Raw genomic sequence first — 25,294 nt, forward strand, 5'->3', positions numbered from 1 at the left:
AGAGTGTGGGAAGGTGAACGCTTTACATAGAAATGATGTAGAAAGCCTGTCCCTGCGTACGGATTCCTTAAGGGGAAATAAAAAACAGCGGGAATGATTTCCTGCTGTTTTTTATCTTTTTGACTTGACAAATAGCATTTATAAATATATACTGTATATAAACGATATATACAGTATATATTATTTGGAGGGGATGCTGTGGAAATTATTATTAGTAATGGGAGCTCCAAACCTATTTATGAACAGATTGCCACACAAATAAAAACGATGATTATCAGCGGCGAACTTTCCGAAGGGGCGATGCTGCCAAGCATGCGGCTGCTTGCGAAAGAACTTCGGATTAGTGTGATCACTACAAAAAGAGCCTATGAAGAACTGGAACGGGATGGATTTATTGAGACCGTAGCTGGAAAAGGCAGTTTTGTAGCCGCGCGGAATATGGAATTTATCCGGGAAGAACAACTGCGCCAGGCAGAAGAAGCGCTGCAAAAGGCGGTCGACCTTGCCCGGACAGTGGACATCTCATTGGAGGAACTGACTGAAATTTTGGCAATGTTATATAAAGGAGAATCATTATGAGCCAGAACGCAATTTTTGTCAAGGATCTTTGTAAAGACTATGACTCCTTTTCCCTGGACCATTTGAACTTTTCTGTTCCGCAGGGGAGTATTGTCGGTTTTGTAGGGGAAAACGGAGCCGGCAAGACCACAACGCTAAAGTCTATTTTAGGGATCGTTTCCAGCCAGGGGCTGGCGCAGGTCTTTGGGAAAGACGCTAGGGAACAGGAACTGGAGATCAAAGAACAGATCGGCGTAGTGTTTGACGAAAACCATTTTTATGAATGCTTTAAGCCCAAGCAGGTAGAGGCTGTTATGAAACGAATGTACCGGAATTGGGACAGCGGCTGCTTTGGACGTTATTTAAAGGAGTTTAAGCTTCCGGAGCAGAAGACGATCAAAGAATATTCCCGCGGAATGAAGATGAAGCTTTCGATCGCGGCCGCATTGGCGCATCACCCAAAGCTTTTGATCTTGGACGAGGCTACCAGCGGGCTCGATCCGATTGTACGGGAAGAAATTTTAGATATTTTTCTGGACTTTATTCAGGATGAACAGCATTCGATCTTATTTTCCTCCCATATCACCAGTGATTTGGATAAGATTGCGGACTATGTAATTTTTATCCACAACGGTAAGATCGTCCTTCAGCAGGATAAGGCGCTTCTGTTGGACACTTATGGGCTGCTGAAATGCGGACGGCAGGTATTTGATAGCCTGCCCCGAGAGGAGATCGTGCGCTACCGCCAGAACGGCTTTGGATACGAGGTTTTGGTTGACCGGACGCACCGTTTGTTCCGGGCGCACCCGGACTGGGTAATAGACCCGGTTTCGATTGAAGATATCATGCTGCTGTTGGTCCGCGGCAAGGAAACACGTTAGGGGGTTATTATATGAAAGGCTTATTGCTCAACGACCTGTTGGGACTAAGAAGGACGCTGGCATATATTTTTGTGTTTTTGGGGATCTACGCTTTATTATTTACCGGTACTATGGGCCCCGAGTTTATTTCTGGATTTATTCTTGTGCTGACAACTATGATGGTAAACTCCGCCGTTATGATCGGGGATGCTGCGAAGTGGAATATGTATGCATTAACGATGCCGATCAGCAGAAGAACCCTAGTACAGGAAAAATATCTGCTGATGCTGCTGTTAGGCGGCGGCGGGATGGCACTGTCTTCCCTGTACACATTTGTCATTTATTTGCTCCATCATACATTGGATTTACGTGGCTTTTTTGATATGGTACTCCTGCTGTTTTCTCTCTGCTTGTTCTTAAACAGCGTGATACTGCCGATCCTGCTTCGTTTTGGCAGTGAAAAGGCCAAATACCTTACAATCATATGCTATGGGGTCCCAGTAGGCGGGATTGTGATCTTGGGAGGAATGGGCGTTCTGGATGGCTGGATCGGCTTTCTGCTGCAAAACCGCACAATGGTTGCTTTGGCATGCTTTGCACTGAGCCTGGTTTTCATGGCGTTTTCTTACAGGATCTCCCTATGGATCTACCAGAAAAAGGAATGGTAAAAATTCACGTTGTAACCATTTGTAATGAATAATGAAAATTTGTAATTCTTTGTTTTGGATTGTAACAACTGTATTACAAATGCGATACAATGTCCTGCAAGCTATTGTACTTTACCCCATAAGCGATATAATAAAATTAGAGAAATAGAAAAAGGGGTGTTGTTCAAATGAAAAAAATAGCAGTGAGTATTGTAGCGTTTGCGATGTTGTTTGCCGTTGTGTTGTCTGCCTGCGGAGAAAAGAACAGCGCCGCTGATCATGGAAACAAAGCGGTGAATGTTGCGGTTGGTTACAGCTTAAAACAGCTGTCTTTGTCGCTGGATTCCAATTTTATGGCACAAAAAGAACACAGCTATCAGGATGTAGATATTAACGGGACCTGCACGGAGTTATATGCCCGGGAAAATGGAAAAGAAGTATCTGCCTTGTATTTGCAGGGCTTTTATAGAAAAGACCTAAAGGACCGTGAGATTATGATAGGCCGCCAAACCTTTTCCGCTGCAGAGCTGGAATCAAACATCATGTATCAGGATCAGAATATCGTGGTTTATGATCTTTCCAACTTCCTGTATCGGGATACCTTAGGCGCACGTGTTGATGCGACTGGCTTAGGGGAAGCTTTTGAAACCGAGATAGCAGAGTGCCTCGGACAAATGGATACCCTGATCGTGAAGGGGAGTTCAAAGGAGCAGGAACCTGTTGTACAGCCTCAGCCTTTAATCGCTGATCATATTCAATTATAGTATGTGATAAACAGGGTACAGATTCTTCTGCACCCTGTTTTGCTGTCTTTAATAGGAAAATGGAAAATAATTTTTGATTTGACGAGAATAAAACTTAAGGGTATACTATAAGAAAAGCAGCTTGCAGGAGGATCTATGCCAAAATTTTTTTGTGAACGAAAAGAAGGGGAGAACCTTTATATTGAAGGGGAAGACGCGAAGCATATCAGCCGTGTTCTTCGGATGGGGCCGGGCGAAACGATCACGGTCAGTTGCCCGGATGGTTTTGATTATGAAAGTGTGCTGCAATCCTGTGGGGAAAATCTGGCAACAGCAAAGATTACGCGCTCCTACCCCAATCAGAGTGAACCGTCTGTTAAAATCACATTGTACCAGGCGCTTCCCAAAGGGGATAAATTTGACCTGATCACACAGAAGGCAGTAGAACTGGGGGTGACAAAGATCGTTCCGGTCTTAACCAAGCGGTGCGTATCACGCCCGGATGAAAAGGCAATGAAAAAGAAAATTGCCCGCTGGCAAAAAATTGCAAAAGAAGCTGCCAAGCAATCCGGCAGAGGGATTATTCCGGAAGTCGGTTCACTGGTTGATATGAAGCAAGCAATCAACTTGATGACGAAGGAGGAGCTGGCAATCTTATTTTATGAAGGCGGCGGCAGGCGCCTAAATGAACTAGTACCGTCAGATGCTCAAAAAATTGCGATTTTAATCGGTTCTGAGGGTGGTTTTGAGGAGGAAGAAGTAAACGACGCAAAAAAACAAGGGATTTTTGTGGCGACTTTGGGTAAGCTAATTTTACGTTGCGAAACAGCGCCTTTGGCAGCTTTGGCAATTCTTATGAATTTAACCGAAAATATTTAAGAAACTGTACTTGTTAAATTTACACACTTGGTATATAATAAGAAGTAGAAATCCGGGGAACCGGTAATTGATGAAAAGAATGCGGATTGGAGTGTTGAATATGAAAAAGAAATCTCCTTGGAAAATAATTGCAGTTGTTACGGCTGTAGTTGGGGCTTTGGTAGCAGTAGCTGGCTATATTAAGAAAAAAAGTAAAAAGATCAGCGATGAATTGGATTTTGATAATTCAATGTTCTTTGAAGAGGATACTTCTTTATCATATGATGACGATGATTCTATTCAGGAATTATCTGAAATAGATGGTGTGGATGATCAAGAGGAAAATTCTGATTCTTCTGACGAAACTGACAAAAATAAAAAGTAAACCCCCTAGTATTTTTCTATAATATTAGAATTATTTTTATAAAGAAAATAGTTGTTGACATTTAGGGACCTATTGCAGTATAATAATTAGGTAGCCAGTTGGTTACCTAATTAAATATCGCGGAGTGGAGCAGTTCGGTAGCTCGTCGGGCTCATAACCCGAAGGTCGTAGGTTCAAATCCTGCCTCCGCAACCATTGAAAAGCCTTTAACCAGACGGTTAGGGGCTTTTTTCTTATGTGAAAAACAAAGGCTTTTTCATGATTTCCCTCCTTCTAAATTTATATAGGCGCTTTTGTATTGCGGTGTATGACAGGGAAACGAACTTTGATTGTGGTTGCAAAAGAATCAATGACTCTGAATTGGGTTATCACTATTGAGTAAACAGAAAAAAGAAGAGGAAACAAAGATTTCAAAAAAAGCAAACTATACTATTTGCACAAAATATCTTATTATTTTTGGACATAAGAAGTTGATTTTTTTTCTTGACATCTTTTTTATCCTGCGGTAAAATTTGTTTGTTTCCGAACAATTATATTTTTAGCAGAAAGGAGGCAGGTACTGAATGGAAAAAGATTGTGGGATGTGGATCCACGTTTTATCACACAAACTAAAAAAGCGTATGAACGCTGATGTTCAAAGCTTGGGGATCACTGGGGTACAGAGCAGGATCATGCACTATATTCTTATAAAATGTACGGAGGGGCCAGTGTTTCAACGCGATGTAGAAAACGCTTTCGATATGTGCCGCTCTACTGCTACAGGTATATTGCAGTTAATGGAGAAGAATGGTCTGATCCTAAGGGAAAATGTGGCCAGCGATGCACGTTTGAAAAGCTTGATTCCCACAAAAAAGGCAGAGCAACTGGACGCGCAAATCGGTGAATTACTCCGTCAGACCGAACGTCGGCTTACGCAGGGACTCTCAGACGAGCAGCTTGCACTATTCCGGGATAGCGCGACACGAATGTCTGCCAATCTGGACGAATAGACGGTACGTCGGTTTTTTTATTGTTCATTTCTTATATAGTACATGACAAATATCAGATTTTGGGGGAATGTTACATATGATTAAAATTCTTGCTCGCAGTATTCGCGAGTACAAAAAGCCAGCGATCTTGACGCCTATTTTGGTTATCGTTGAAGTAATTCTGGAGTGCATCATCCCGTTTATTATTGCAAATCTGGTCAATCAGATGCAGGCCGGCTGCAGCATGGATGTTATCGTCCGCTATGGCATTCAGCTGGTGGTCATGGCAGTACTGTCGCTTGTTTTCGGTGTTGCGGCTGGTAACACCTGCGCTACCGCCTCTACGGGCTTTGCGCGTAATCTGCGCCAGGATATGTTCTATCGCATTCAGGATTATTCCTTTGAGAACATCGATAAATTTTCGGTGTCCAGTTTGGTGACCCGAATGACCACTGACATTGTAAACGTACAGATGTCGTTTATGATGATCATCCGTGTCGCTATCCGCGGGCCTTTGATGATGATTTTTTCCTTTATTATGGGTTTTGCCATGGGCGGACGGCTGGCCATGATCTTTCTGGTCACGATCCCGCTGCTGGGGATTGGACTGGCCTTGGTCATCCGCAAAGCTACGCCCATTTTCCGCCGGGTATTCCGCAAATATGATGCGCTGAATGATTCCGTGCAGGAAAATGTACAGGCTATGCGAGTCGTCAAAAGCTATGTGCGGGAGGACTTTGAGAAAAAGAAATTTACCACCGCGGCGGAAGATGTTTGCAAAGACTTTACCCGCGCAGAACGGATCATGGCGCTGAACAACCCTATGATGCAGTTCTGCGTATATGCAGGTATGGTGTTTGTCCTTTCATTTGGCTCCTATGCTGTCATCAGCAGCCAGGGTACAGAAATCGCTGTAGGGCAGATGTCCGCGATCCTAACCTACAGTTTCCAGATCTTGATGAGCTTAATGATGCTGTCTATGGTTTTTGTAATGATCACCATGTCTATGGAATCGGCCGAGCGTATCGTGGAAGTGCTGAAGGAGCAAAGCTCCCTGACCAGCCCGGAGGACGCACTTACTGAAGTGAAAGACGGCTCCATTGATTTTGACAATGTGAGCTTTAAATACTCTAAAAAGGCTGAACGTATGGCGTTGTCGGATGTGGACCTTCACATAAAATCCGGAGAGCTGATCGGTATTCTGGGCGGTACGGGTTCCTCTAAGTCCACGCTGGTGCAGCTGATCCCCCGCCTGTATGACGTCACAGAGGGCTGTGTCAAGGTAGGCGGCAGGGATGTGCGGCAATACGATTTAGATGCCCTGCGCAACGATGTTGCCGTGGTGCTGCAAAAGAACGTATTGTTTTCCGGTACCATTAAAGATAATCTGCGCTGGGGAAACCCTGACGCTACCGATGAAGAGATGCTGGAAGCCTGTAGGCTGGCGCAGGCCGATGAGTTCATCCAGCAGTTTCCCAACAAGTATGACACATGGATCGAGCAGGGCGGCTCCAATGTTTCCGGCGGCCAGAAGCAACGGCTATGTATTGCGCGTGCATTGCTGAAAAAGCCCAAGGTGCTGATTTTGGATGATTCCACCAGCGCCGTGGATACCCGCACCGACGCGCTAATCCGCCAAGGTTTCCGTGAATTTATTCCGGAGACCACTAAAATCATCATCGCGCAGCGTGTCGCCTCCGTACAGGACGCCGACCGCATCATCGTGATGGACGGCGGGCGCATCAGCGCCATTGGCAGCCACGACGAACTGATGAAGACCAGTGAAATCTACCGTGAGGTGTATACTTCTCAGAACAAGGCAGGTGATCAAGATGGCGAAGAATAAGAGCAAAGAGGCTTCGGCCGTCCCTTCCACTACCGCTCGGGGCCAGCGGGCGCCGAAAGGCGTACTGCGACGGTTGCTGCGCACTCTGTTTGAATTTTATCCAGTACTGCTGCCCATTACGCTGGTGTGTATCCTCATCAATGCCATCGTTAGTTCTATTCCTTCGATATTTATGCAGAACATTATTGCCATTGTTGATGATTCCTATAAAAGCGGCGACTGGAATGCTGTTGCAGGGCGTATTGTTACATATGTGCTTATCTTGCTTGTGATGTATGTCATCAGTCTTGCCGCAGGTGCGTTCTATACACAGATGATGGCGATTATCACTCAGGGATCCTTGAAAAAAATGCGTGAAAAAATGTTTAGCCGCATGCAGGACCTGCCAGTCAAATACTTTGATACGAATGGCCATGGTGACATTATGAGCTATTATACCAACGACGTGGATACTCTGCGCCAGCTCATCAGCCAGAGCCTGCCGCAGATCCTGATTGCCGGCGTTACGCTGCTGACTGTATTCGGAATTATGATGTACTACAGCATGATCCTGGGCTTGATTGTAGTAGTCGGGGTTATATGCATGGTATTCGCGGCACGGGCTATTACCAACCGTTCTTCTAAATATTTCCTGCGCCAGCAGATCACCATTGCTAAGGCCGAGGCCTTTATGGAAGAGATGATGACAGGTCAAAAGGTCATCAAGGTCTTCTGCCATGAAGAGGGAGCCAAAGCCGATTTTGATAAGGTAAATGGGGAAATCTTCTTTAACGCCCGCAATGGGAACCGTTTCGCCAACATTTTGATGCCCTTGATGGGCAACATTGGCAATGTCATGTACGTTGTTGTAGCGCTGGTAGGCGGTGCGTTGCTGCTGACCGATGTGCCTAATATCAGCATTTCTGGTATGGCGTTCAGCATCAGTATTGTAGTACCCTTCCTGAACATGACGAAGCAGTTTGCCGGCGCGATTGGCCAGGTGTCTAACCAGGTAAATATGGTGATTATGGGCCTTGCGGGCGCGCACCGTATTTTTGCACTGCTGGACCAGGAACCGGAAGCCGATGAGGGGTATGTCACATTGGTCAATGCAAAGGAAAACGCCGACGGCAGTCTCAGCGAGTGCAAGGAGCGCACCAATGTTTGGGCGTGGAAGCATCCGCATCATGATGGAACTGTAACATATACCCGACTACAGGGTGATGTGCGCTTTTTTGATGTGGATTTTGGCTACACACCGGAAAAAATGGTTTTGCACAATATTTCCTTGTATGCGAAACCTGGTCAAAAAGTAGCGTTTGTCGGCTCTACCGGCGCAGGCAAGACAACCATCACGAATCTGATCAACCGCTTCTACGATATTGAGGACGGGAAGATCCGCTATGACGGCATCAATATCAATAAGATCAAAAAGGCTGATTTACGCCGCAGTCTGGGGATCGTACTGCAGGATACCAACCTCTTTACCGGAACGGTAATGGAAAATATCCGTTACGGCAATCTGGACGCGAGTGACGAAGAATGCATTGCCGCGGCACAACTTGCCGGTGCGGACGATTTTATCCGCCGCCTGCCGGAAGGATACGATACTATGCTGCAGGGAAACGGCGCGAATCTCAGCCAAGGCCAGCGGCAGCTGCTCGCTATTGCACGTGCAGCTGTGGCAGACCCGCCTGTCATGATTTTAGATGAGGCGACCAGCTCGATCGACACCCGTACGGAGGCCATCGTACAGCGGGGAATGGATGCATTGATGACAGGGCGTACTGTGTTTGTCATTGCACACCGGCTTTCTACTGTTCAAAATTCTAATGCTATCATGGTGCTGGATCACGGCCGTATTACTGAACGGGGCACCCATGAGGATCTGATCAAGCAGAAGGGAACCTACTACCAGCTGTATACTGGCGCACTGGAACTGGATTAACTTGGTCGCTTGGGGACAAAGCAGGAAAACGGTGCCGTGATGCATCAAAACAGGTATGGCCATGCAGTTCAAAAGTGCAGGTCAGCTTGTAAAGGGCAACAAATCGTACTTGGATTTTAAAGCGGCGCTTGGTGCATGATGGTATAAGATCATTATAGGACATACTTATAGCAAGCAGGGGAAGTTCCTGCCTATTTACCATAGCGGCCTAAAAAACTAAATAGTTTCAAAAAAATAGCGGTACAGCCTTTTGGCTGTACCGCTATTTTTTTAATTTAGGTTAATAATATTGGATCCCTGCCGTACGCGGGGCAGAACAGCCGCGCAAGTTTTGGCTTCAAGGTTTTTTCTGGCAATTTGGACAATATACGCTGCTTCTGCCGCCAATCACTGTTCGTACCAGCGTTTCACCGCAGCACGGGCAAGGCTCGCCGGCATGGCCGTATACCTGTAAAAAAGGCGTGTTGCGGTAATCCTGTCCTTTTGCTGCTAAGTAATCCTTCTGTGTTATTTTGTTTTTTTCGATGAAATAACGCAGGCATATTGGAATCTCAATGGCAAGACGTTCCCAATCTTTCTCTGTCAGGCTATTTGCCGCTGTGGATGGATTTATTTTTGCCCGGAACAAGATTTCATCGGAATAGATGTTGCCGATCCCTGCGATCACGCTCTGGTCGAGCAAACATTCTTTGATTGCCTTTTTTCGCTTTCCAAATCGGCCCCGCAGATATTCTGCATTGAAGTCGGCGTTCAAAGGCTCAATGCCTAGCTTATCAATGCCACTGTATCCATCCTTCTCATCGCTTTTTAACAGCCAAAAACGACCAAAACGACGTGTGTCAGAGAAACGTAATTCCATACCGCAGCTTAACTGCATAATAACATGCGTATGCTTTTGCATTGGAAAATCAGGCGGCGTAACAAGCAGGCAGCCTGTCATCCTTAGATGCAGAATAATTCTATCCCCATTTTCCAGATGGATCATTAAAAATTTCCCTCTGCGGCTCATAGAGATTATCTTTTTCCCTGTGATCCTCTCGCAAAATTCACTTGATGTCGGGTATGCGATAACTTTCGCCTGACTGACGACTGTATTTTTGATCGTAGTTCCTCGTATCTGCGGCTCGATTATGCTTTTTACCGTTTCTATTTCAGGTAATTCAGGCATTCTTCACACCGTCCTTTCCTACTGATCTTTTGATTTCACTGTGATAAAAATCATTGACGAACACGGGTGGAGCATGAAAAGGTCTATTCATACTACCATCGTTGGTCACATAATCAAGCCTAGCTTTGGCAGAGTATTCTTTCAGCCTTGCATTACTGTATCCGTAGGCTTTAATCCCCCCCGAGCAAAAAAAGCGGATAGTTTTCAATAATGGGGATAATCTTCATTTGTTCCGCAGGTCTGAAGACATATATTATAGGAAAGCAGTCAGACCAAAGAGGATCACTTTGGTCTGACCGCTGATAATACATCAATATTTTTTCAAGAAATGAGAGCCTTATGCTTATCGGTACAACGGGCCGTAAGCTTGGCAAGCCCGGTAATCCGCACTCTCTAAGTCCGCTGTCCCAAATCCCGCAAAGCAGTGCGGACGGAAAATATCCTTCCGCTCTACATTGTGCAGCGATACCGGGATCCGCAGCATGCTCGCCAACGTGATTAGCTCTTTCCCAATATGTCCATACGAGAACGATCCATGGTTCGCTCCCCAGTTCGCCATCACCGAATATACGTCGCTGAATGCGCCCTCTCCTGTCAATCTCGGCGCAAACCAGGTCGTCGGCCAGGTTGGGTCTGTCCGCTGGTTCAAGATATCATGCACCTCTTCCGGCAGTACCACTGTATATCCCTCTGCGATCTGAAGTGTCGGCCCTACTCCGTGTACCAAATTGACACGCATTAAAGTTACCGGCATCTCCGCTTTGGTATAAAACTGAGAGGAGAACCCTCCACCCTGGAAGTATCCAGCGCTTGCCGGGCACCACTGCGTCGCCTCAAGGCAGGCTGTCACATCCTCTTCTTTCATCTCATACCACGGCTTCATGCACGGCTTGCCCTCGCTGTCCTTTGAACGCGCGCTTCCGTCCAAGGCAGCAGCCCCGGAATTGATCAGATGGATAAAACCGTTCTCCGCCAGTCCCTCCGGCTTCCAGCCGCTCACCCGTTCTACCGCCTCCGGGCTCCAGTAGGTACGCACATCCGCAAATACGCTCGCACTATTGGTCAACAACTGTCCAAACAGCATCGAGGTCGCGTTCAGCGTATCATTTTCGGTTGCCAGAATGGTGGGTTTTCTTACCCCGTTCCAGTCAAAGCTGGAGTTTAGGATCGCCTCCGCAAAGTCGCCTACAGGCTGCCAGTCCGACCACATCCTCTGTCCCTGGAATCCCCCCGCGATCGCATTCCTCCCCAGGCTTTCTTCATAGTATCCCAGTTCCTTTAACCGCGGGTTCCCCAGCATGATGTCCCGGATGATCATGGTCATCTTTACAACAAATTTCCATTCTTCCTCTTTTTGTTCCGCTGTGTGCTGAATTTCCGGCTTATTGTTGTCAAACCCATCTTTACAATTCTTTCTGGTCCATTCATAGGCCCGTTTGTACTCTTCCTCGTCGTAGATCTCGTTTTTCATCCTTCTCAGAACCTCGGTCATATCTACAAACTCTGGACGGATCCCCAGATATTTCTGGAAAAACTGGTCGTCGCAGTAGGATCCCTGGATCCCCATCGAAACTGACCCTACGTTCACATAGCTTTTCCCTTTCATCGTTCCCACGGCAACTGCACACCGCGCAAACTGCAAAATCTTTTCCTGCACATCTTCTGGGATCGAAGTATCCGATTTATCCTGCACGTCCTTCCCATAGATAGAAAACGCCGGATACCCTTTTTGGGCATGGGCTGCCATTGCCGCTGCTAAGTAGACTGCTCCGGGGTTTTCCGTTCCGTTAAAGCCCCAGATCGCCTTTATGGTATTGGGGTCGGTGTCCATGGTTTCGCTGCCGTAGCACCAGCAGGAGGTCACGCTTAAGGTCGCGGTTACATTTTCCTTAGAAAACTTTTCTGCACAGTCCCTAGCCTGGGCGCTCCCGCTGATTGTGGTATCTGCGATCACACACTGCACGGGTGTTCCGTCTAAATACTTTAGGTTCCCTTCGATCAGTTCCTTGGCCGCTACCGCCATGCTCATGACCTTTTCTTCCAGATTCTCCCGTTCCGCTTTCCGACCGTCTATAATCGGTCTGATTCCGATTTTTGCGTTCATCTTCCTTCCGTCCTTTCTTGCAATAAACAGGTTTCACGCAAGAGTAAAAAACATGGAGAAACCTGCATGATTTGATAGTTGCCGTTCAGTTTCAATAGCATCATCATACCACGTTGATTTTGCTATGTCAACGGAAAAAGAAGAAAAAATTGAAACGTTACAAAAACATCTGTTCACGGATCTTTTTCCCGGTTTCTGTGCGGAATATTTGCTGATACGCACGGCGTGCGGCTGACTGATCCTGCTGTCCTTCATACAAGTTTACTAAGAAATCCGCCTCTAACAGGATCTGGTAATCCAGTCCCTGTACATGATCGTAAGTATGGTGATGGCCAACTAGAAAACAGATCCGTTCGATCTCAGCTTCTTTGAAGTTTAAACGGACAAGCCAGGACCCAGCTGCTCCTGCAACGTCCCGGTACAGGTCTTGTATTTTTCCTCGGCCATGCGGATGCCGATGTCGTGTACCAATGCGGCTGATTCCAGTAAAAACTGCGTATCAGCATCCAGCCTTTCCGATTCACCGATTAGCTTCGCAAAGGCAAATACCTTTGTAAAATGTTGTATCCGTGCAGGGCATCCCTGCTCATACCGGATCATTTCTAAGTATAGTTGGTTGATTTGTTCCATTCAAATTCCTCCCGGTTTAATTTGTGGACCGCTGTTGAAAGACAATATCTTATGGTTACTATAAATGACCTGTTCACGACTGTCAAGAAGATTATTCAGAAAAAACTCTGGACTTTTTTCTATGCATCCTTTATAATTTTTACAGAAATCGACATAACGGTATCATCTATCCTAGATTTGTTAGATCAGTTAAAAAAACACAGGAGGCGTTTCATATGAAAGCATTTATCCGGGAATTCAAAGAGTTTATTGCTAAGGGCAATGTGATGAGTATGGCTGTTGGTATTATCGTTGGGTCTGCGTTTACCGCGATCGTAACATCGCTCAATCAGGATATTATTACGCCGCTTTTGGGGCTGATCCTTGGACAGATCGACTTTACCTCTTTGTCCATCACAGTAGGGAACGCATCGATCGCATACGGGAATTTTATTCAGGCGGTCATTACCTTTTTGATCACAGCGCTGACACTATTTTTGATTTTAAAGGCATTTAACCGTTTTACGGCCAAAAAGAAAGAAGCGGAAGAGAAAAAAACGGAAGAGCCGGCGCCAGTGCCTGAGGATATCCAACTGCTGACTGAGATCCGGGATCTTCTGAAAAAGGAATAGGGACAGAAACACTGCATTTCATAAAAAGAGTCCGAAGGCTACTAGCCTTCGGACTCTTTTTATGATGTTTGATACGTTTGCGGTTATGCGGTCAGCAGTGATCCCTAGTCCTATAAGGACGAAAGCTGATCCTGACAAATGGTTTTGATGCCATGCTGTGACAGGACTTCCATCGCTTTTTCATTGTCGGTCACACGGAAAATCATATAGGCAAGATCCTTGTTTCGGGTAATAAATGCATAGGTGTATTCCAGGTTGATCCCATTTTCCGCCAGAATCGTCAGGATCTTGTCCAGCCCGCCGGCCTCGTCTTCGATCGGTACAGCCAGAACAGGGGTGATGGAAAAGATATACTCGGCATCCTTTAAAATGCAGGCGGTTTTATAGGAATCGTCCACGATGACCCTTAAGATCCCAAAGTCCGGTGTTTCTGCAATGGAAAGAGCGCGCATGTCAATGTTGTGCTGCCGGAGCAGCTTGGTAAACTCTGCTAATTGACCGGGTTTATTTTCTACAAATACAGAGATCTGTTTCACTGTCATGTTATATCCCTCATTTCTTAATACAAGTTGCGGTTATCAATGATCCGAACAGCTTTTCCTTCACTGCGTGCAATGCTTTTTGGCGCGACCAGCTGTACTTTCGCATAAATACCAAGCATAGCCTTTAATGCGTCTATCAGTTCCTTTTCCTTGGAAGAGACCTCGGTCAGGGTATCGGAGAACATTTCAGGCGTCATTTCGACCTGAACTTCCAGCTTGTCGCTGTTGTGCTCTCTGCTGACAATGATCTGGTAGTTTGCCGGGTATCCTTTATTCAGGAGTACAGTTTCGATCTGGGATGGGAAGACATTGACCCCCTTGACGATCAGCATATCGTCGCTTCTGCCCATTGGTTTGGACATTCTGACATGGGTACGTCCACAGGAACAGGGCTCCCGGTTCAGCACGCAAATATCGCGGGTGCGGTAACGCATTAGCGGGAACGCCTCTTTGGTGATGCAGGTGAACACCAGTTCGCCTTTTTCCCCATCCGGCAGGACCTCTCCGGTGTTGGGGTCGATGATCTCTGCGATAAAATGGTCCTCATTGATATGCATTCCGCCTTGAGCGCTGCATTCAAACGCGACCCCTGGCCCTGAAATTTCGGTCAGGCCATAAATATCGTATGCTTTGATGTGAAGCTTATTCTGAATATCCTGACGCATCTCTTCGCTCCAGGCTTCCGCGCCGAAAATCCCTGCTTTTAATTTGATTTGATCCTGCAGGCCGCGTTCACAGATCGTTTCTCCTAAATATGCCGCATAAGATGGGGTACAGCATAAAATGGTGGACTGAAGGTCACACATGAATTGGATCTGACGATCGGTATTCCCGGAGGACATGGGCAGGGTCATGGAACCAACCTTGTGGGAACCCCCGTTTAATCCCGGGCCACCGGTGAACAGTCCGTATCCATAAGAAACGTGGACGACATCCTCGTTGGTCCCGCCAGCTGCCATGATGGCACGGGCGCAGCAGTCATCCCAAAGATCTAGGTCGTGCTGGGTGTAGAATGCGACCACGCGGCGTCCGGTAGTGCCACTGGTGGACTGAATGCGCACTACATCCTTTAACGGCACCGCCAACAGTCCGTAAGGGTATGCCTCGCGCAGATCCTCTTTGGTGATAAAAGGCAATTTATGTAGGTCCGCGGTGGAACGAATGTCTTCTGGCTTGACACCCTTCTGATCCATAAGGTTCCGATAATATGGCACGTTGTCATAAGCGTGTTTTACGTTTTTTACAAGTCGTTCATCCTGCCACGCCTTAATTTGTTCCCGGGAAGCGCATTCGATCTCGGGCTGATAATAATGTTCCATCTTCTTCAAAGTCCTTTCTGTTTGATCGTTTGTACAGCAAAGGAAACCGTACAATTTCTTACCCCTATCTTACCACATCTAAAAAATCCTGTAAATAAAAATTTTATCCTGCTAACAGGGAAAAGGCATGTACAGAAATTCTGCACATGCCTTTTTTGCCATACTGCTTTTCTGGGGGAAAGCAGAGGAGGTGAGGTAAGGCTATTTGCCGTGTACCCAGCGCAGGAACGTATCCTGGGAGATGTGGAGCTGTTTGGCCGCCTGTCGGGAATTGATACCGCCGCCCAGCCAGGTGTTTTTCACCAAATCAAAGTTTTCTGGGATGGGCTTTCTGGGACGACCAAACCGGACCCCTTTCAGTTTGGCGGCCGCAATCCCTTCCATCTGCCGCTGCCGGATATTTTCACGTTCTGTCTGCGCCACATAGGAAAGGATCTGTAAAACCAGATCGGCAATAAAGGTACCGGTCAGATCTTTTTCGTTTTTACGGGTATCTAAGAGGGGCATATCCAGCACCACGATGTCCGCGCCTTTTTCTTTGGTGATCAGCCGCCATTGGTTTTGGATTTCCTCATAGTCCCTGCCAAGGCGGTCAATGCTTTTGACCACAAGCAGATCTTCCGATTTCAGCCGGCGAACCAAACGCTTATACTGCGGGCGGTTAAAATCTTTCCCGCTGAGCTTATCCAGAAAGATATTAGATTTCTGGACAGGAAATGCCCTCAGGGCGATCATCTGACGGTCCTCATGTTGTTCTTTGGTGGATACACGAATGTATCCATACACATTTCGATTCATTTTAAACATCCTTCCTTTTTTCTTACGACAAAAATCGCCGTTATTTTCTATTGTAATAGGAAAAAGCGTAAGATGATACCTTTTTTTAATATTTGAAAGAAAAAATATCAGTTTTCCTTTGAAAATGAAGTCATTCCTGCGAAAGTTAGAGTAGATTTTTATTAAATTTAGCACTCTCGAATAAAGAGTGCTAAATTTAATAAAATATTCATATAAAGAAAAAACAAATACAACAATCTGCGCATATAATAAAGACTGTAAAAAGGAACAGGAGATGAGAAGAAAGCTCGAAGTAAATGTATTTACGCGGTGAACAAATCCATAGCCGCAGGCATAAAACAGAGTGGATTCCATACAATAAAACTTGTTAACAGGAGGTATGAATGATGTTTGAACTTACACCCTTTGAACGCAGAAATCATGTTGTTTCGTATAACCCATTTCGGGAATTGGAAGAATTGCAGCGCAGCTTTTTTGGCAACCAGATGACCGCCGCTTTCCAGACAGATATTCGGGATACCGGTGACGCCTATTTACTGGAGACCGATCTGCCGGGCTTTCAAAAGGAGGACATCCATCTGGAGCTGGAGGATAATTACCTGACGATCCGTGCGCAGCGGAATACCGACACAGAACAGAAAGACAAGCATGGAAATTATTTAAGGCGGGAGCGCAGTTACGGCGCTTTCCAAAGAAGCTTTGACGTATCGGCGGTAAAGGCAGATGAAATCAAGGCGGAGTATCATGACGGCGTTTTGAAGCTGACCCTTCCAAAGAAGAACGAAGAGCATAAAAACACAGCAAGACAGATAGATATTCAATAAAAAGGGCGCCCCTCATATGAGGGGCGCCTGATAAAGAAAAAGCAGAGCAAATACTTGCTCTGCTTTTTTGTTACCTAGAAAAAATCATTCAGAAAGCTTTTATTGCTTGATATAATAGCTTACGTTTTTTGCCGGTCATTGCTGTATGTAAACCATCATGCTGATGCCTGCATCTTTTATCAATATATTTTTCGGCATCCTCAAAAGCTTACAGGTTATATATATGTCGCCTGCCGCGCCAGAAACATTGACGACCTGTATCAAATATATTGTCCAAAACCATGATAACGGCACGAAAAAATTAACGATCGTAAGCAATATCAAAAATACTGCAACCGGCGCGAGCGCTATAAAGATATATGTTGCCTTGCCGTAATAATCTGCGCTCCCCGCGTAGGCATATATCCCGGTAAATCCATAACTCACTTTCTTTGTACCGCAGATTTTCATGGCGATACCGTGTATCAATTCATGCAAGAACATATACGCAATGATCATGGCAAGCAAAAAAAGGGATTTTACCCAAAACAATATGATGCCGTTTTCTGCATTGAAAAATGTAAAAACCGGTACATAAAAATGCATAAAAACAACCATAACGATCGCGATCAGAGCAGCTAAAAGATTAACAAGCAGCATCGTTTTTTTATTGTTTTGCAAATCGAGTGCAAAATACCCGATATATCCGCTAGGCAATTCATGAAAGGTTTTCATAATGGATCCTTCCGTTTACTAATTTGATGTAATATAAAAATTTCCGCTTTACTAACGGTAAAAGAGGTACAGTACATGCCTAAAGCCAGTTCTATTCACTGACCGGCCCATAAGGAAATAGAAGCAAGAAATCTCCCTGCCCTACATATTGAAAGCGGGCCTGTTTATTTTATTTTTTTTGTTCCGTATGCTGTTTGATTGCTTGAAAGCTTTCCGCGCTGATGACATGTTCGATCCGGCATGCGTCTTCTACCGCGGTTTTTGGGGTGACGCCTAATCTGATCAGCCAATCGGACAACAGCGTATGGCGCTCGTACATGGTGTTTGCGATCTGCGCACCCTTGTCTGTTAGGGTGATGTAGCCGCTGGGATCCATGAAAAGATAGCCGTTTTCCCGCAGATTTTTCATAGCAACGCTGACGCTGGGTTTCGTCACTCCCAGTTCATTTACGATATCGATAGAACGGACTGAACCATTCCTCTCAGATAAAATCAAAACTGTTTCCAAATAGTTTTCTGCTGACTCCTGTATTTTCATTTGTTCAGCCCCTTTCTGATAAATATGACATCATCATATCATATTCTGTGACTTTTTTCAATGCGCTGTAAAATCTACAGCTATTTCCGTGCCGCGCTGTTCTTCGCTGTGCAATATGACAGCGGCATGATGGCGTTCCGCAATGTGCTTGACAATGGACAAACCAAGCCCTGTCCCCCCGGTTTCTTTTGAACGGCTTTTATCCACCCGGTAAAACCGTTCAAAAATTCGCGCTTGATGCTCCTTGGGGATCCCAATGCCGTTGTCCTTTACCGTGACCTTTTGTTCCTTTACGGTCACCGTCACCCTGCCGCCGGAGGGTGTATAGCGGATCGCGTTGTCACAAAGGTTATAGATCAATTCCCAAAGCTGGTGACGGACCCCATACACAGAGGTCGGCTCTCCTTCCAGAAGAAGTAAGATGTTCTTTTTCTGAGCCGCGATTTCCAGTGATTTTAGGCAGTCTTCAGCAAGGGAATAAAGATCGACTGATTTCGTTTGGGAGGAGGCCGGCGATTCATCCAACTCCGAAAGCTGGATAATGTCGCTGATCAGGGTGAGCAGGCGGGAGGCCTCTTTCCCGATCACCTGCGCAAAATGGACCACATCCTCCTGCTTGGCGAACCCGGTGGCGATCATCTCCGCATAGCCGGAGATTGAGGTTAGCGGGGTCTTTAATTCATGTGAAACGTTGGCGGTGAACTCCTGCCGCATCTGTTCCATCTGCGCTTTTTCCGTAACGTCCAGCATTAGGCAGATCACGCCGATCTGGGAATCATCATTCATCACGGGGTTGGTAAATACCTGGATATATTTCCCTTGGAGCTGTAGCACCTGTGAGGTGCTGTTCCCGTGGATGGCCTCATGAATGCAGCTGTTGAGCTGCGGGATGTCAGATAACGTCATCAAATGCTGGCGGTCGGTAAACGAAGTTTGTCCAAGGTATTGCAAAGCACTGTCGTTCACTACCAGAACCGCTTCCTCCTGATCCAGCAAAAGCATCCCTTCCGCCATATTTTGTATCAATGTTTGCAGTTTATTCTTTTCCTCGGTCAATTCCCGCAACTGGAATTGATTTTGGGTGCGCTGGTGCTGTATCTCCTGAATAAACGGAATCAGCTCCTGATAAATCTTGGAATGATCCTTTACCGCTTCCGGATGACTGATATTATTTGCCAGCAGTTTGATAGGTACCAGCATTTTCTGCATCAAAAAGATGGAAAAGATGATCGACAGCAAAAGCAAAAATAAAATAATTCCCACCAAGAGGGGGGAAGCCCGCCAGAAAAGCTGGTAGATATTGCTGGTTTCCACAGAAATGCGCAGAATATTTCCGTCGGGCAAACGCAGGGCGCAGTAATGAAGATCCTTGAGCAGGGTGGAAGAGCTGCGGACGCTATACCCTTTTCCGGACTGGAGGGCGTCTTCTACCTCCGGCCGGTCAGCATGGTTGTCCAATCCGGCAATATCTGCCGTGCTGTCAAACAGCACCGTTCCATTTGGCGCGATCAGAGTGATGCGGCTGTTTTTGGTCCGAAACCCGGCAATCTGGGAAACAGGGTCTTCCATCATATCATAGCTTTGGGATAATATCTCTGTCTGCTCCCACAGGTCTTCTTTGATTTGATCCTCCCTGGCCTCTTGAAAGATCAGGGCAGAAAGGGTAAATGCGATCACGACTGCGATCAGCCCAATATAAAACAGGCTGGAGGTGATTTTTGATTCCATTGATTACTCTCCCAGCTTATACCCCACATTTCGCACGGTACGGATCTCCTTGCCGCAGTCGCCCAACTTTTTGCGGAGCGTCTTGATATGCATGTCAATGGTGCGGCTTTCGCCCTCATAGTCAAAATCCCATACATGGTTCATGATCTGCTCTCTGGTAAGCACGACAGTAGGATTGGAAATCAAAAATTTTAATAATTCGTATTCTTTATAGGTAAGCTCGCAGGGTTCCCCCATAGAGGTCACGATATGGGAGGTATCATCCAGTATGATGCCGCGATATTCATAAACCTGTTTTTGTGTGATCAGGCTGCTGCGGCGCAGCAACGCCTTGACCCTGGAGATCAGCTCCATGACGCCGAACGGTTTGGTGATGTAATCGTCCGCCCCGGTATCCAGCCCTTTTACTTTATCCATTTCAGTGGTCTTGGCGGTTACCATCATGATCGGGATGTGCTTGGTGCGCGGGCTCTGGCGCAGATCCTCCAGCAGGGAAAGGCCGTCCTGCCCGGGAAGCATGATATCCAGCAGGATCAAATCCGGCAGGGTGTGGCGGATGGTCTTTTCCAGCTGCTCTGCGTCGCAAAATTCCATGACATCAAACCCGCTGTTTTGCAGGGCATACCGTTCCATTTCACGAATATCCTTGTCATCTTCTACGATAAAAATGGTCATAAGATCACTCCATTATCTGTGTTAAACGAAAAGCTTGTTACCATATCAGTATACAATGTTTTGGCGTTTCTGGCAAGGCAAAGAGGAAATGAAAAAAGCCCCTTTCCTGAACTGCTATAAATCCAGTCCCATCTTACGCAGGGCAAAAAAGATCCCGTCATGGTCGTTGTCTTTGGTGTGGCAGGGGAAGAGGCGCTTCAACTCTGCCGGTGCGTTTTCCATGAAAAATCCATGCCCTACCGTTTGCAGCATCTCAAGATCATTATAATTGTCCCCAAAGGCCGCTGTATCAGCCGGAGCGATCTGCCGCATCTGGCAAAATTGTTTAACCGCGGCGGCTTTTGTGACCCCGCGCTCCATGATTTCAAGAAGATGATCGGCAGATTTGGCAATGGAAAGGTGTGGAAACGCTTTTTTTAATTCCTGTTCGATCGTTAGAATTTGCCTTGGATTACAGATGCACAGGATCTTGTGGACGTCATCACCGGCGATCGTTTCAAGGGAGCCTTGCTTTGACTCCGCTTTTACGATCTTTTCCTCTCGGACGATCCTAGGGTCTGACCTATCCTTGACGATCCATTCGTCAAAGGAAAACAGACACCAGCTTAAATCAAACTGACGCTGTTCCGCCAGTTCGATGATTGCTTTAGCAGTACGCTTTTGAAAGCCTTTCTGGAAAAGGACCTGGCCGTTTTCGGAAAGGATCAATGCCCCGCTGTAGCAGATCATGGGGCATTGAAATCCGTATTCCCACATGATCGGTGTGATGCCGGAAGGCCCTCTTGCCGAAACGATCACAAAGGGGATCTGCGCATGCTCCAATGCCCTGATAGCCTGTTGTGTCAATGGAGTGATCTGGTGGGTGGAATTTAACAGGGTGCCGTCTATGTCGCTGAATACGATTTTGATTTTTGGCATGAGAACTACTCCCTTTCTGCGCGTGTTTTGGCAAGTATTTTTCTTCAGTATATACCATTTATAAAGAAAAAGCGAGCCCCTGCACGCTGGCGTGCAGGGGCCGAAATATATATTTATTCCTTTGTGACCGGTGCTTTTTCTTCGATCACATCGCATAGATGCTCCGCGTAATCGCCGTGGAACAATTCGATAACTCCCTGGTCGCAGGCTTTGGCAAGCTCTGGGTCGATCGGAAGTTTTGCAAGAACATCGATCCCAAACTGGGCCGCGGTTTCTTCGATATGGCTGTCCCCAAACAGCTTAATTTCTTTCCCGCAGTCCGGACATCGGGCAAAGCTATAGTTTTCCACAATGCCCAAAATCGGGATATTCATAGTTTTAGCCATGTTCACTGCTTTGGCAACGATCATAGATACCAGCTCCTGCGGGGAAGTGATGATCAGGATGCCATCCAACGGGATAGACTGGAACACGGTCAGCGGAACGTCGCCAGTCCCGGGAGGCATATCCACAAACATATAATCCACGTCGTCCCAGATGACGTCGGTCCAAAACTGTTTGACGGTTCCGGCTATCACCGGCCCGCGCCATACCACCGGGGTGGTTTCATCCTCCAGCAAAAGGTTTACCGACATCAGGTCGATCCCAGTTTTGCTTTTTACCGGGAACATCCCCATGCTGCTGGCCATGGCCCGTTCCTTTACCCCGAATACCTTGGGGATAGACGGCCCGGTCACGTCGGCGTCCAGAATAGCGGTGTTCCAGCCGCGGCGTTTTAACGCGACGGCGAGCATAGAAGTGACCAGTGATTTCCCAACGCCGCCCTTTCCACTGACAACGCCGATCACTTTCCGGATCGTACTCATTTCATGGGGGCGCTCCAGAAAGCTTTTGGGATCTCTGGAATCGCATTTCTGGGAGCAGGTGTCACAGTTATGGCTGCATTCACTCATAGTTTATCGTTCCTTTCTATTGATACGAGCTTATTTTCTTTCTTCAAAACGGCAGTTTAAGCAGGAAGTATCACATTGGCAATGGTTGTCCGCCACCACATACTTCCCGCCTTTAATTTCGATGATCTTTCCATTGATCAGCGCGTCCGCAATATTTCGGTGCGCAGAATGCAGGATGCGTTGGAAGGTGGCGCGGGATATTTCCATCCGTTCCGCAGCGGTATCCTGGTCCAGCATTTCCAGATCCGCCAGCCGCACAGCTTCAATCTCATCAAAGGTAAGGGCAACAGAGGCTTTTGTCTGGTTGTCCGGACGGAAGACCTTACTTTCCGGGATATAGCAGATCTTTCGGTTTTTTGTGATTCCGGGCATAAAATGATACTCCTTTCGATCATGATTCTACAAGAAACGCGATCCTGTGTCGTTATAATGAAAGATGCGCGTAGGCTCATCTCTTTCAGTATAATGTGCATATGCTCAAATGTCAATCCTCCTTTTTTATTTTGGCCGGAAGTAGACCGTTCGATCCGCTTCCAGAAAGGCTTGGCGAAGAAATTGTATCCGAAGATACAGAAATTTTCCAAAAACATTGTGCATTTGGTATAAATAACATTTATTTTACAAGAATTATATGGTAATTTTTTATATAATGTTGTATAATGAACATAGCTTCAAAAGAAAAAATGATAAATTTCTCCAAAGCAGACTCATAAAAAGGATTGGCAGAAGAAAGAATTGGTATTTTAAAGCTTTGGGGCAGGATAAGAAAGAATAGAAAGGCAGTGGAATCACATGAATCAGCAGCAAAACATTGTACAGGAGCAGAAGAAAATCCCGTCTGCTCCCGAAGATTTTCCGGTCTATCTGTTCCACAAGGGTGAAAACTATAAAACATATGAATTGTTGGGTTGTCATCGCGCGGAGCAGGATGGGCAGACAGGATTTTTATTCCGTGTTTGGGCGCCGCATGCAAAAGGGATCCGTGTGGTAGGCGACTTTAACCATTGGGACTATACTGCGGCTCCAAAAATGGCGCAGATGGAGAATTCTTCAGATTTATGGGAATGCTTTATTCCAGGGGTCCAAATTTATGATGCGTATAAATATTATATAGAAAAGCAGGATGGCTCTTTTTGCTATAAAAGCGACCCGTATGCTTACCATATGGAAACCCGGCCGGGAACGGCAAGCAAAGTGTATGACATTGACGGCTTCAAATGGACGGACGGGCGTTACCGCTCTACCGTTTCCCGACGCAATCTTATGAAAAACCCGTTGAATATTTATGAACTCCACCTTGGTTCTTGGAAACAGACCGAGGAAGGGGAGTTTTTAAGCTACAACCGGCTGGCGGAACAACTGATCCCTTATGTGAAGGAAATGGGCTATACCCACATTGAACTGATGCCGGTATCGGAATATCCGTTCGATCCTTCGTGGGGCTATCAGGTGACCGGATACTATGCGCCGACCTCCCGCTATGGAACGCCGCACGCGTTTATGAATTTTGTCAACCAGTGCCATCTGGCGGGGATCGGAGTAATTGTGGACTGGGTCGCGGCACATTTTCCAAAGGACGAGCAGGGACTTTATGAATTTGACGGACAGTGCTGCTATGAATATGAAGATCCGTTAAAAAACGAACACCCGGATTGGGGGACTCGCATTTTTGACTACGGGAAAAACGAAGTGAAATCCTTCCTGATCTCCAATGTTGTTTACTGGCTGGAAAAATATCATGTAGATGGGATCCGGGTAGACGCGGTCGCTTCTATGCTTTATCTGGATTATGGCAAACAGGACGGCCAGTGGCGCGCGAACCAATATGGGGAAAACAAAAATCTGGAAGCGATCGAATTTTTGCGGGAGATGAACACCGCCGCGTTTGAAGCGAATCCCTCGGCGCTGATGATCGCGGAGGAATCCACGGCATTCCCGTTAGTGACCAAGCCGCCTTATGAAGGGGGATTGGGATTTAACTTTAAGTGGAACATGGGCTGGATGAACGATATGCTCCAATATATGTCTACCGACCCGTTATATCGTAAGGGACTGCACCACAACTTGACCTTTTCCCTGACCTATGCCTTTTCAGAAAACTATATCCTGCCTCTTTCCCACGACGAGGTTGTCCACGGAAAGGCCTCGATGATCAATAAAATGCCAGGGGATTACGATCAGAAATTTGATAATCTGCGGGCGTTTTACGGGTACATGATGGCGCACCCAGGCAAAAAACTGAACTTTATGGGGAATGAATTTGCGCAGTTTATTGAATGGAACTTTGCGCAAGGGCTGGACTGGCTATTGCTGGATTACCCGCGTCACCGCCAGATGCAGGACTATGTGAAAGACTTAAACCACTTTTATTTAGAGCATCCTCCGCTGTGGCAGAACGACACCGACTGGGAGGGCTTCCAGTGGATTAGCCATGATGACCATGAACAGAGCGTTATCGCGTTCCGGCGGATCGACCAGAAAGGGAAAGAACTCATTGCCGTGTGCAATTTCTGCCCGGTTTTGCGTGAGAACTACCGTATTGGAGTCCCTTATAGGGGAAAATATACGCCGGTGCTGTCCAGCGACGATAAAAAATACGGCGGGCTGGGAACAGCCCTGACAGCGGTCACCAGTGAAGACGTACCGATGCATGGATATTTGCAGAGCGTGGAGCTCACGGTTCCGCCGATGTCCACCGTGTTCTATACAGTAGAGAAAAAAAGGGTGGCAGGCACCAAGAAAAAGGCAGAAGGGGCTGTGAAAGCGAAAAAGGCGCCTGCCTCAAAAACAGCAGCTAAAAAATCGTCTGCAGAGCAGAAAAAGGCGAACCCAACACCAAAGGTAGCTAACGCCTCTGACAAAAAGAAAGTTCCCGCTAAGGCAGAAACAGGAAATTTAGATGAGAAAAAGGCTGCAAAAAAATCCCGTAAAAAATAAACATAAAATAGAATAAGAGCGATTCAATTAAGGAGGCAAACAC

25 protein-coding genes and 1 tRNA gene are annotated in these 25,294 nt (G+C 46.5%); 13 read left to right on the plus strand and 13 right to left on the minus strand.

Annotated features, from left to right (window positions below):
• Window positions 1-198 precede the first annotated feature (198 nt).
• The 10 genes from CIB36_RS10445 (at window position 199) to CIB36_RS10490 (ending at window position 8,792) form a co-directional block, all read left to right on the plus strand.
• Window positions 199-579, plus strand: a complete 381-nt coding sequence (locus tag CIB36_RS10445; RefSeq protein WP_093989496.1) for a GntR family transcriptional regulator — start codon at window positions 199-201, stop codon at window positions 577-579.
• Window positions 576-1,439: an ABC transporter ATP-binding protein gene (locus CIB36_RS10450; protein WP_093989497.1), complete on the plus strand. Its 864-nt coding sequence runs from the start codon at window positions 576-578 to the stop codon at window positions 1,437-1,439. Before CIB36_RS10445 ends, CIB36_RS10450 begins: the two co-directional genes overlap by 4 nt.
• A gap of 11 nt (window positions 1,440-1,450) precedes the next feature.
• On the plus strand, window positions 1,451-2,086 hold the full coding sequence (locus CIB36_RS10455; protein ID WP_093989498.1) for an ABC-2 transporter permease: 636 nt from the start codon (window positions 1,451-1,453) through the stop codon (window positions 2,084-2,086).
• 167 nt (window positions 2,087-2,253) lie between these two features.
• Entirely contained in the window at window positions 2,254-2,829 is a 576-nt protein-coding gene (locus tag CIB36_RS10460; protein WP_093989499.1) for a hypothetical protein, read from the plus strand.
• Window positions 2,830-2,964: 135 nt separating this feature from the next.
• Window positions 2,965-3,687 (plus strand): 16S rRNA (uracil(1498)-N(3))-methyltransferase, encoded by a 723-nt coding sequence (locus tag CIB36_RS10465; protein WP_093989500.1) that lies wholly within the window; start codon window positions 2,965-2,967, stop codon window positions 3,685-3,687.
• 100 nt (window positions 3,688-3,787) lie between these two features.
• Complete coding sequence (locus CIB36_RS10470; protein ID WP_154825447.1) at window positions 3,788-4,051, plus strand: hypothetical protein; 264 nt, start codon at window positions 3,788-3,790, stop codon at window positions 4,049-4,051.
• Between the two features lie 118 nt (window positions 4,052-4,169).
• Window positions 4,170-4,246, plus strand: a tRNA-Met gene (locus tag CIB36_RS10475).
• Window positions 4,247-4,614: 368 nt separating this feature from the next.
• Window positions 4,615-5,040 (plus strand): MarR family winged helix-turn-helix transcriptional regulator, encoded by a 426-nt coding sequence (locus CIB36_RS10480; RefSeq protein WP_093989502.1) that lies wholly within the window; start codon window positions 4,615-4,617, stop codon window positions 5,038-5,040.
• A 76-nt stretch (window positions 5,041-5,116) separates the two neighbouring features.
• A complete protein-coding gene (locus tag CIB36_RS10485) occupies window positions 5,117-6,865 on the plus strand; it encodes an ABC transporter ATP-binding protein (RefSeq protein WP_093989503.1) in 1,749 nt (582 codons plus the stop codon).
• On the plus strand, window positions 6,852-8,792 hold the full coding sequence (locus tag CIB36_RS10490) for an ABC transporter ATP-binding protein (protein WP_093989504.1): 1,941 nt from the start codon (window positions 6,852-6,854) through the stop codon (window positions 8,790-8,792). Before CIB36_RS10485 ends, CIB36_RS10490 begins: the two co-directional genes overlap by 14 nt.
• Before the next feature lie 337 nt (window positions 8,793-9,129).
• On the opposite strand, the gene mutM is transcribed toward CIB36_RS10490, so the two are convergent.
• From mutM to CIB36_RS13740, 3 genes are all read right to left on the minus strand, one after another.
• Window positions 9,130-9,960 carry a DNA-formamidopyrimidine glycosylase gene (gene mutM, locus CIB36_RS10495; protein ID WP_093989505.1) on the minus strand — a complete coding sequence of 277 codons (831 nt, stop codon included), beginning with the start codon at window positions 9,958-9,960 and terminating at the stop codon, window positions 9,130-9,132.
• A gap of 343 nt (window positions 9,961-10,303) precedes the next feature.
• The gene (locus CIB36_RS10500) at window positions 10,304-12,064 is read right to left on the minus strand and encodes an L-fucose isomerase (RefSeq protein WP_093989506.1); all 1,761 of its coding nucleotides are present in this window, start codon (window positions 12,062-12,064) and stop codon (window positions 10,304-10,306) included.
• Window positions 12,065-12,439: 375 nt separating this feature from the next.
• Window positions 12,440-12,694, minus strand: coding sequence for an HD domain-containing protein (locus tag CIB36_RS13740; protein WP_407657472.1), 255 nt, complete (start codon window positions 12,692-12,694; stop codon window positions 12,440-12,442).
• Window positions 12,695-12,909: 215 nt separating this feature from the next.
• Between CIB36_RS13740 and mscL the strand changes: the two genes are divergently transcribed.
• Complete coding sequence (gene mscL, locus CIB36_RS10510; protein ID WP_093989507.1) at window positions 12,910-13,305, plus strand: large conductance mechanosensitive channel protein MscL; 396 nt, start codon at window positions 12,910-12,912, stop codon at window positions 13,303-13,305.
• A gap of 110 nt (window positions 13,306-13,415) precedes the next feature.
• On the opposite strand, the gene CIB36_RS10515 is transcribed toward mscL, so the two are convergent.
• The 3 genes from CIB36_RS10515 to CIB36_RS10525 all read right to left on the minus strand — a co-directional run bounded on the left by CIB36_RS10515 (window position 13,416) and on the right by CIB36_RS10525 (window position 15,964).
• Window positions 13,416-13,847, minus strand: coding sequence for an ACT domain-containing protein (locus CIB36_RS10515; RefSeq protein WP_093989508.1), 432 nt, complete (start codon window positions 13,845-13,847; stop codon window positions 13,416-13,418).
• Between the two features lie 17 nt (window positions 13,848-13,864).
• On the minus strand, window positions 13,865-15,166 hold the full coding sequence (locus CIB36_RS10520) for a phenylacetate--CoA ligase family protein (protein ID WP_093989509.1): 1,302 nt from the start codon (window positions 15,164-15,166) through the stop codon (window positions 13,865-13,867).
• A gap of 201 nt (window positions 15,167-15,367) precedes the next feature.
• Window positions 15,368-15,964: a recombinase family protein gene (locus CIB36_RS10525; RefSeq protein WP_093990005.1), complete on the minus strand. Its 597-nt coding sequence runs from the start codon at window positions 15,962-15,964 to the stop codon at window positions 15,368-15,370.
• A 386-nt stretch (window positions 15,965-16,350) separates the two neighbouring features.
• Here CIB36_RS10525 and CIB36_RS10530 point away from each other — a divergent pair, with 386 nt between their 5' ends.
• On the plus strand, window positions 16,351-16,788 hold the full coding sequence (locus tag CIB36_RS10530) for an Hsp20/alpha crystallin family protein (protein WP_093989510.1): 438 nt from the start codon (window positions 16,351-16,353) through the stop codon (window positions 16,786-16,788).
• Window positions 16,789-16,923: 135 nt separating this feature from the next.
• Here the strand turns inward: CIB36_RS10530 and CIB36_RS10535 are convergent, their stop codons facing one another.
• The 7 genes from CIB36_RS10535 to CIB36_RS10565 form a co-directional block, all read right to left on the minus strand.
• Window positions 16,924-17,502, minus strand: a complete 579-nt coding sequence (locus CIB36_RS10535) for a DUF3267 domain-containing protein (RefSeq protein WP_093989511.1) — start codon at window positions 17,500-17,502, stop codon at window positions 16,924-16,926.
• Window positions 17,503-17,671: 169 nt separating this feature from the next.
• Complete coding sequence (locus tag CIB36_RS10540) at window positions 17,672-18,040, minus strand: metal-dependent transcriptional regulator (protein WP_093989512.1); 369 nt, start codon at window positions 18,038-18,040, stop codon at window positions 17,672-17,674.
• 57 nt (window positions 18,041-18,097) lie between these two features.
• Window positions 18,098-19,768 (minus strand): sensor histidine kinase, encoded by a 1,671-nt coding sequence (locus CIB36_RS10545; RefSeq protein ID WP_093989513.1) that lies wholly within the window; start codon window positions 19,766-19,768, stop codon window positions 18,098-18,100.
• A gap of 3 nt (window positions 19,769-19,771) precedes the next feature.
• Complete coding sequence (locus tag CIB36_RS10550; protein ID WP_093989514.1) at window positions 19,772-20,443, minus strand: response regulator; 672 nt, start codon at window positions 20,441-20,443, stop codon at window positions 19,772-19,774.
• A gap of 114 nt (window positions 20,444-20,557) precedes the next feature.
• On the minus strand, window positions 20,558-21,361 hold the full coding sequence (locus CIB36_RS10555) for a Cof-type HAD-IIB family hydrolase (RefSeq protein WP_093989515.1): 804 nt from the start codon (window positions 21,359-21,361) through the stop codon (window positions 20,558-20,560).
• Window positions 21,362-21,474: 113 nt separating this feature from the next.
• Window positions 21,475-22,314 carry an Mrp/NBP35 family ATP-binding protein gene (locus CIB36_RS10560; RefSeq protein ID WP_093989516.1) on the minus strand — a complete coding sequence of 280 codons (840 nt, stop codon included), beginning with the start codon at window positions 22,312-22,314 and terminating at the stop codon, window positions 21,475-21,477.
• Between the two features lie 30 nt (window positions 22,315-22,344).
• Complete coding sequence (locus CIB36_RS10565) at window positions 22,345-22,686, minus strand: DUF134 domain-containing protein (RefSeq protein WP_093989517.1); 342 nt, start codon at window positions 22,684-22,686, stop codon at window positions 22,345-22,347.
• A gap of 420 nt (window positions 22,687-23,106) precedes the next feature.
• Between CIB36_RS10565 and glgB the strand changes: the two genes are divergently transcribed.
• Window positions 23,107-25,251 (plus strand): 1,4-alpha-glucan branching protein GlgB, encoded by a 2,145-nt coding sequence (gene glgB / locus CIB36_RS10570; protein WP_093989518.1) that lies wholly within the window; start codon window positions 23,107-23,109, stop codon window positions 25,249-25,251.
• The last annotated feature ends 43 nt before the right edge of the window (window positions 25,252-25,294 follow it).

Origin of the sequence: Massiliimalia timonensis (assembly GCF_900186585.1) — a bacterium.
Taxonomy (GTDB): domain Bacteria; phylum Bacillota; class Clostridia; order Oscillospirales; family Ruminococcaceae; genus Massiliimalia; species Massiliimalia timonensis.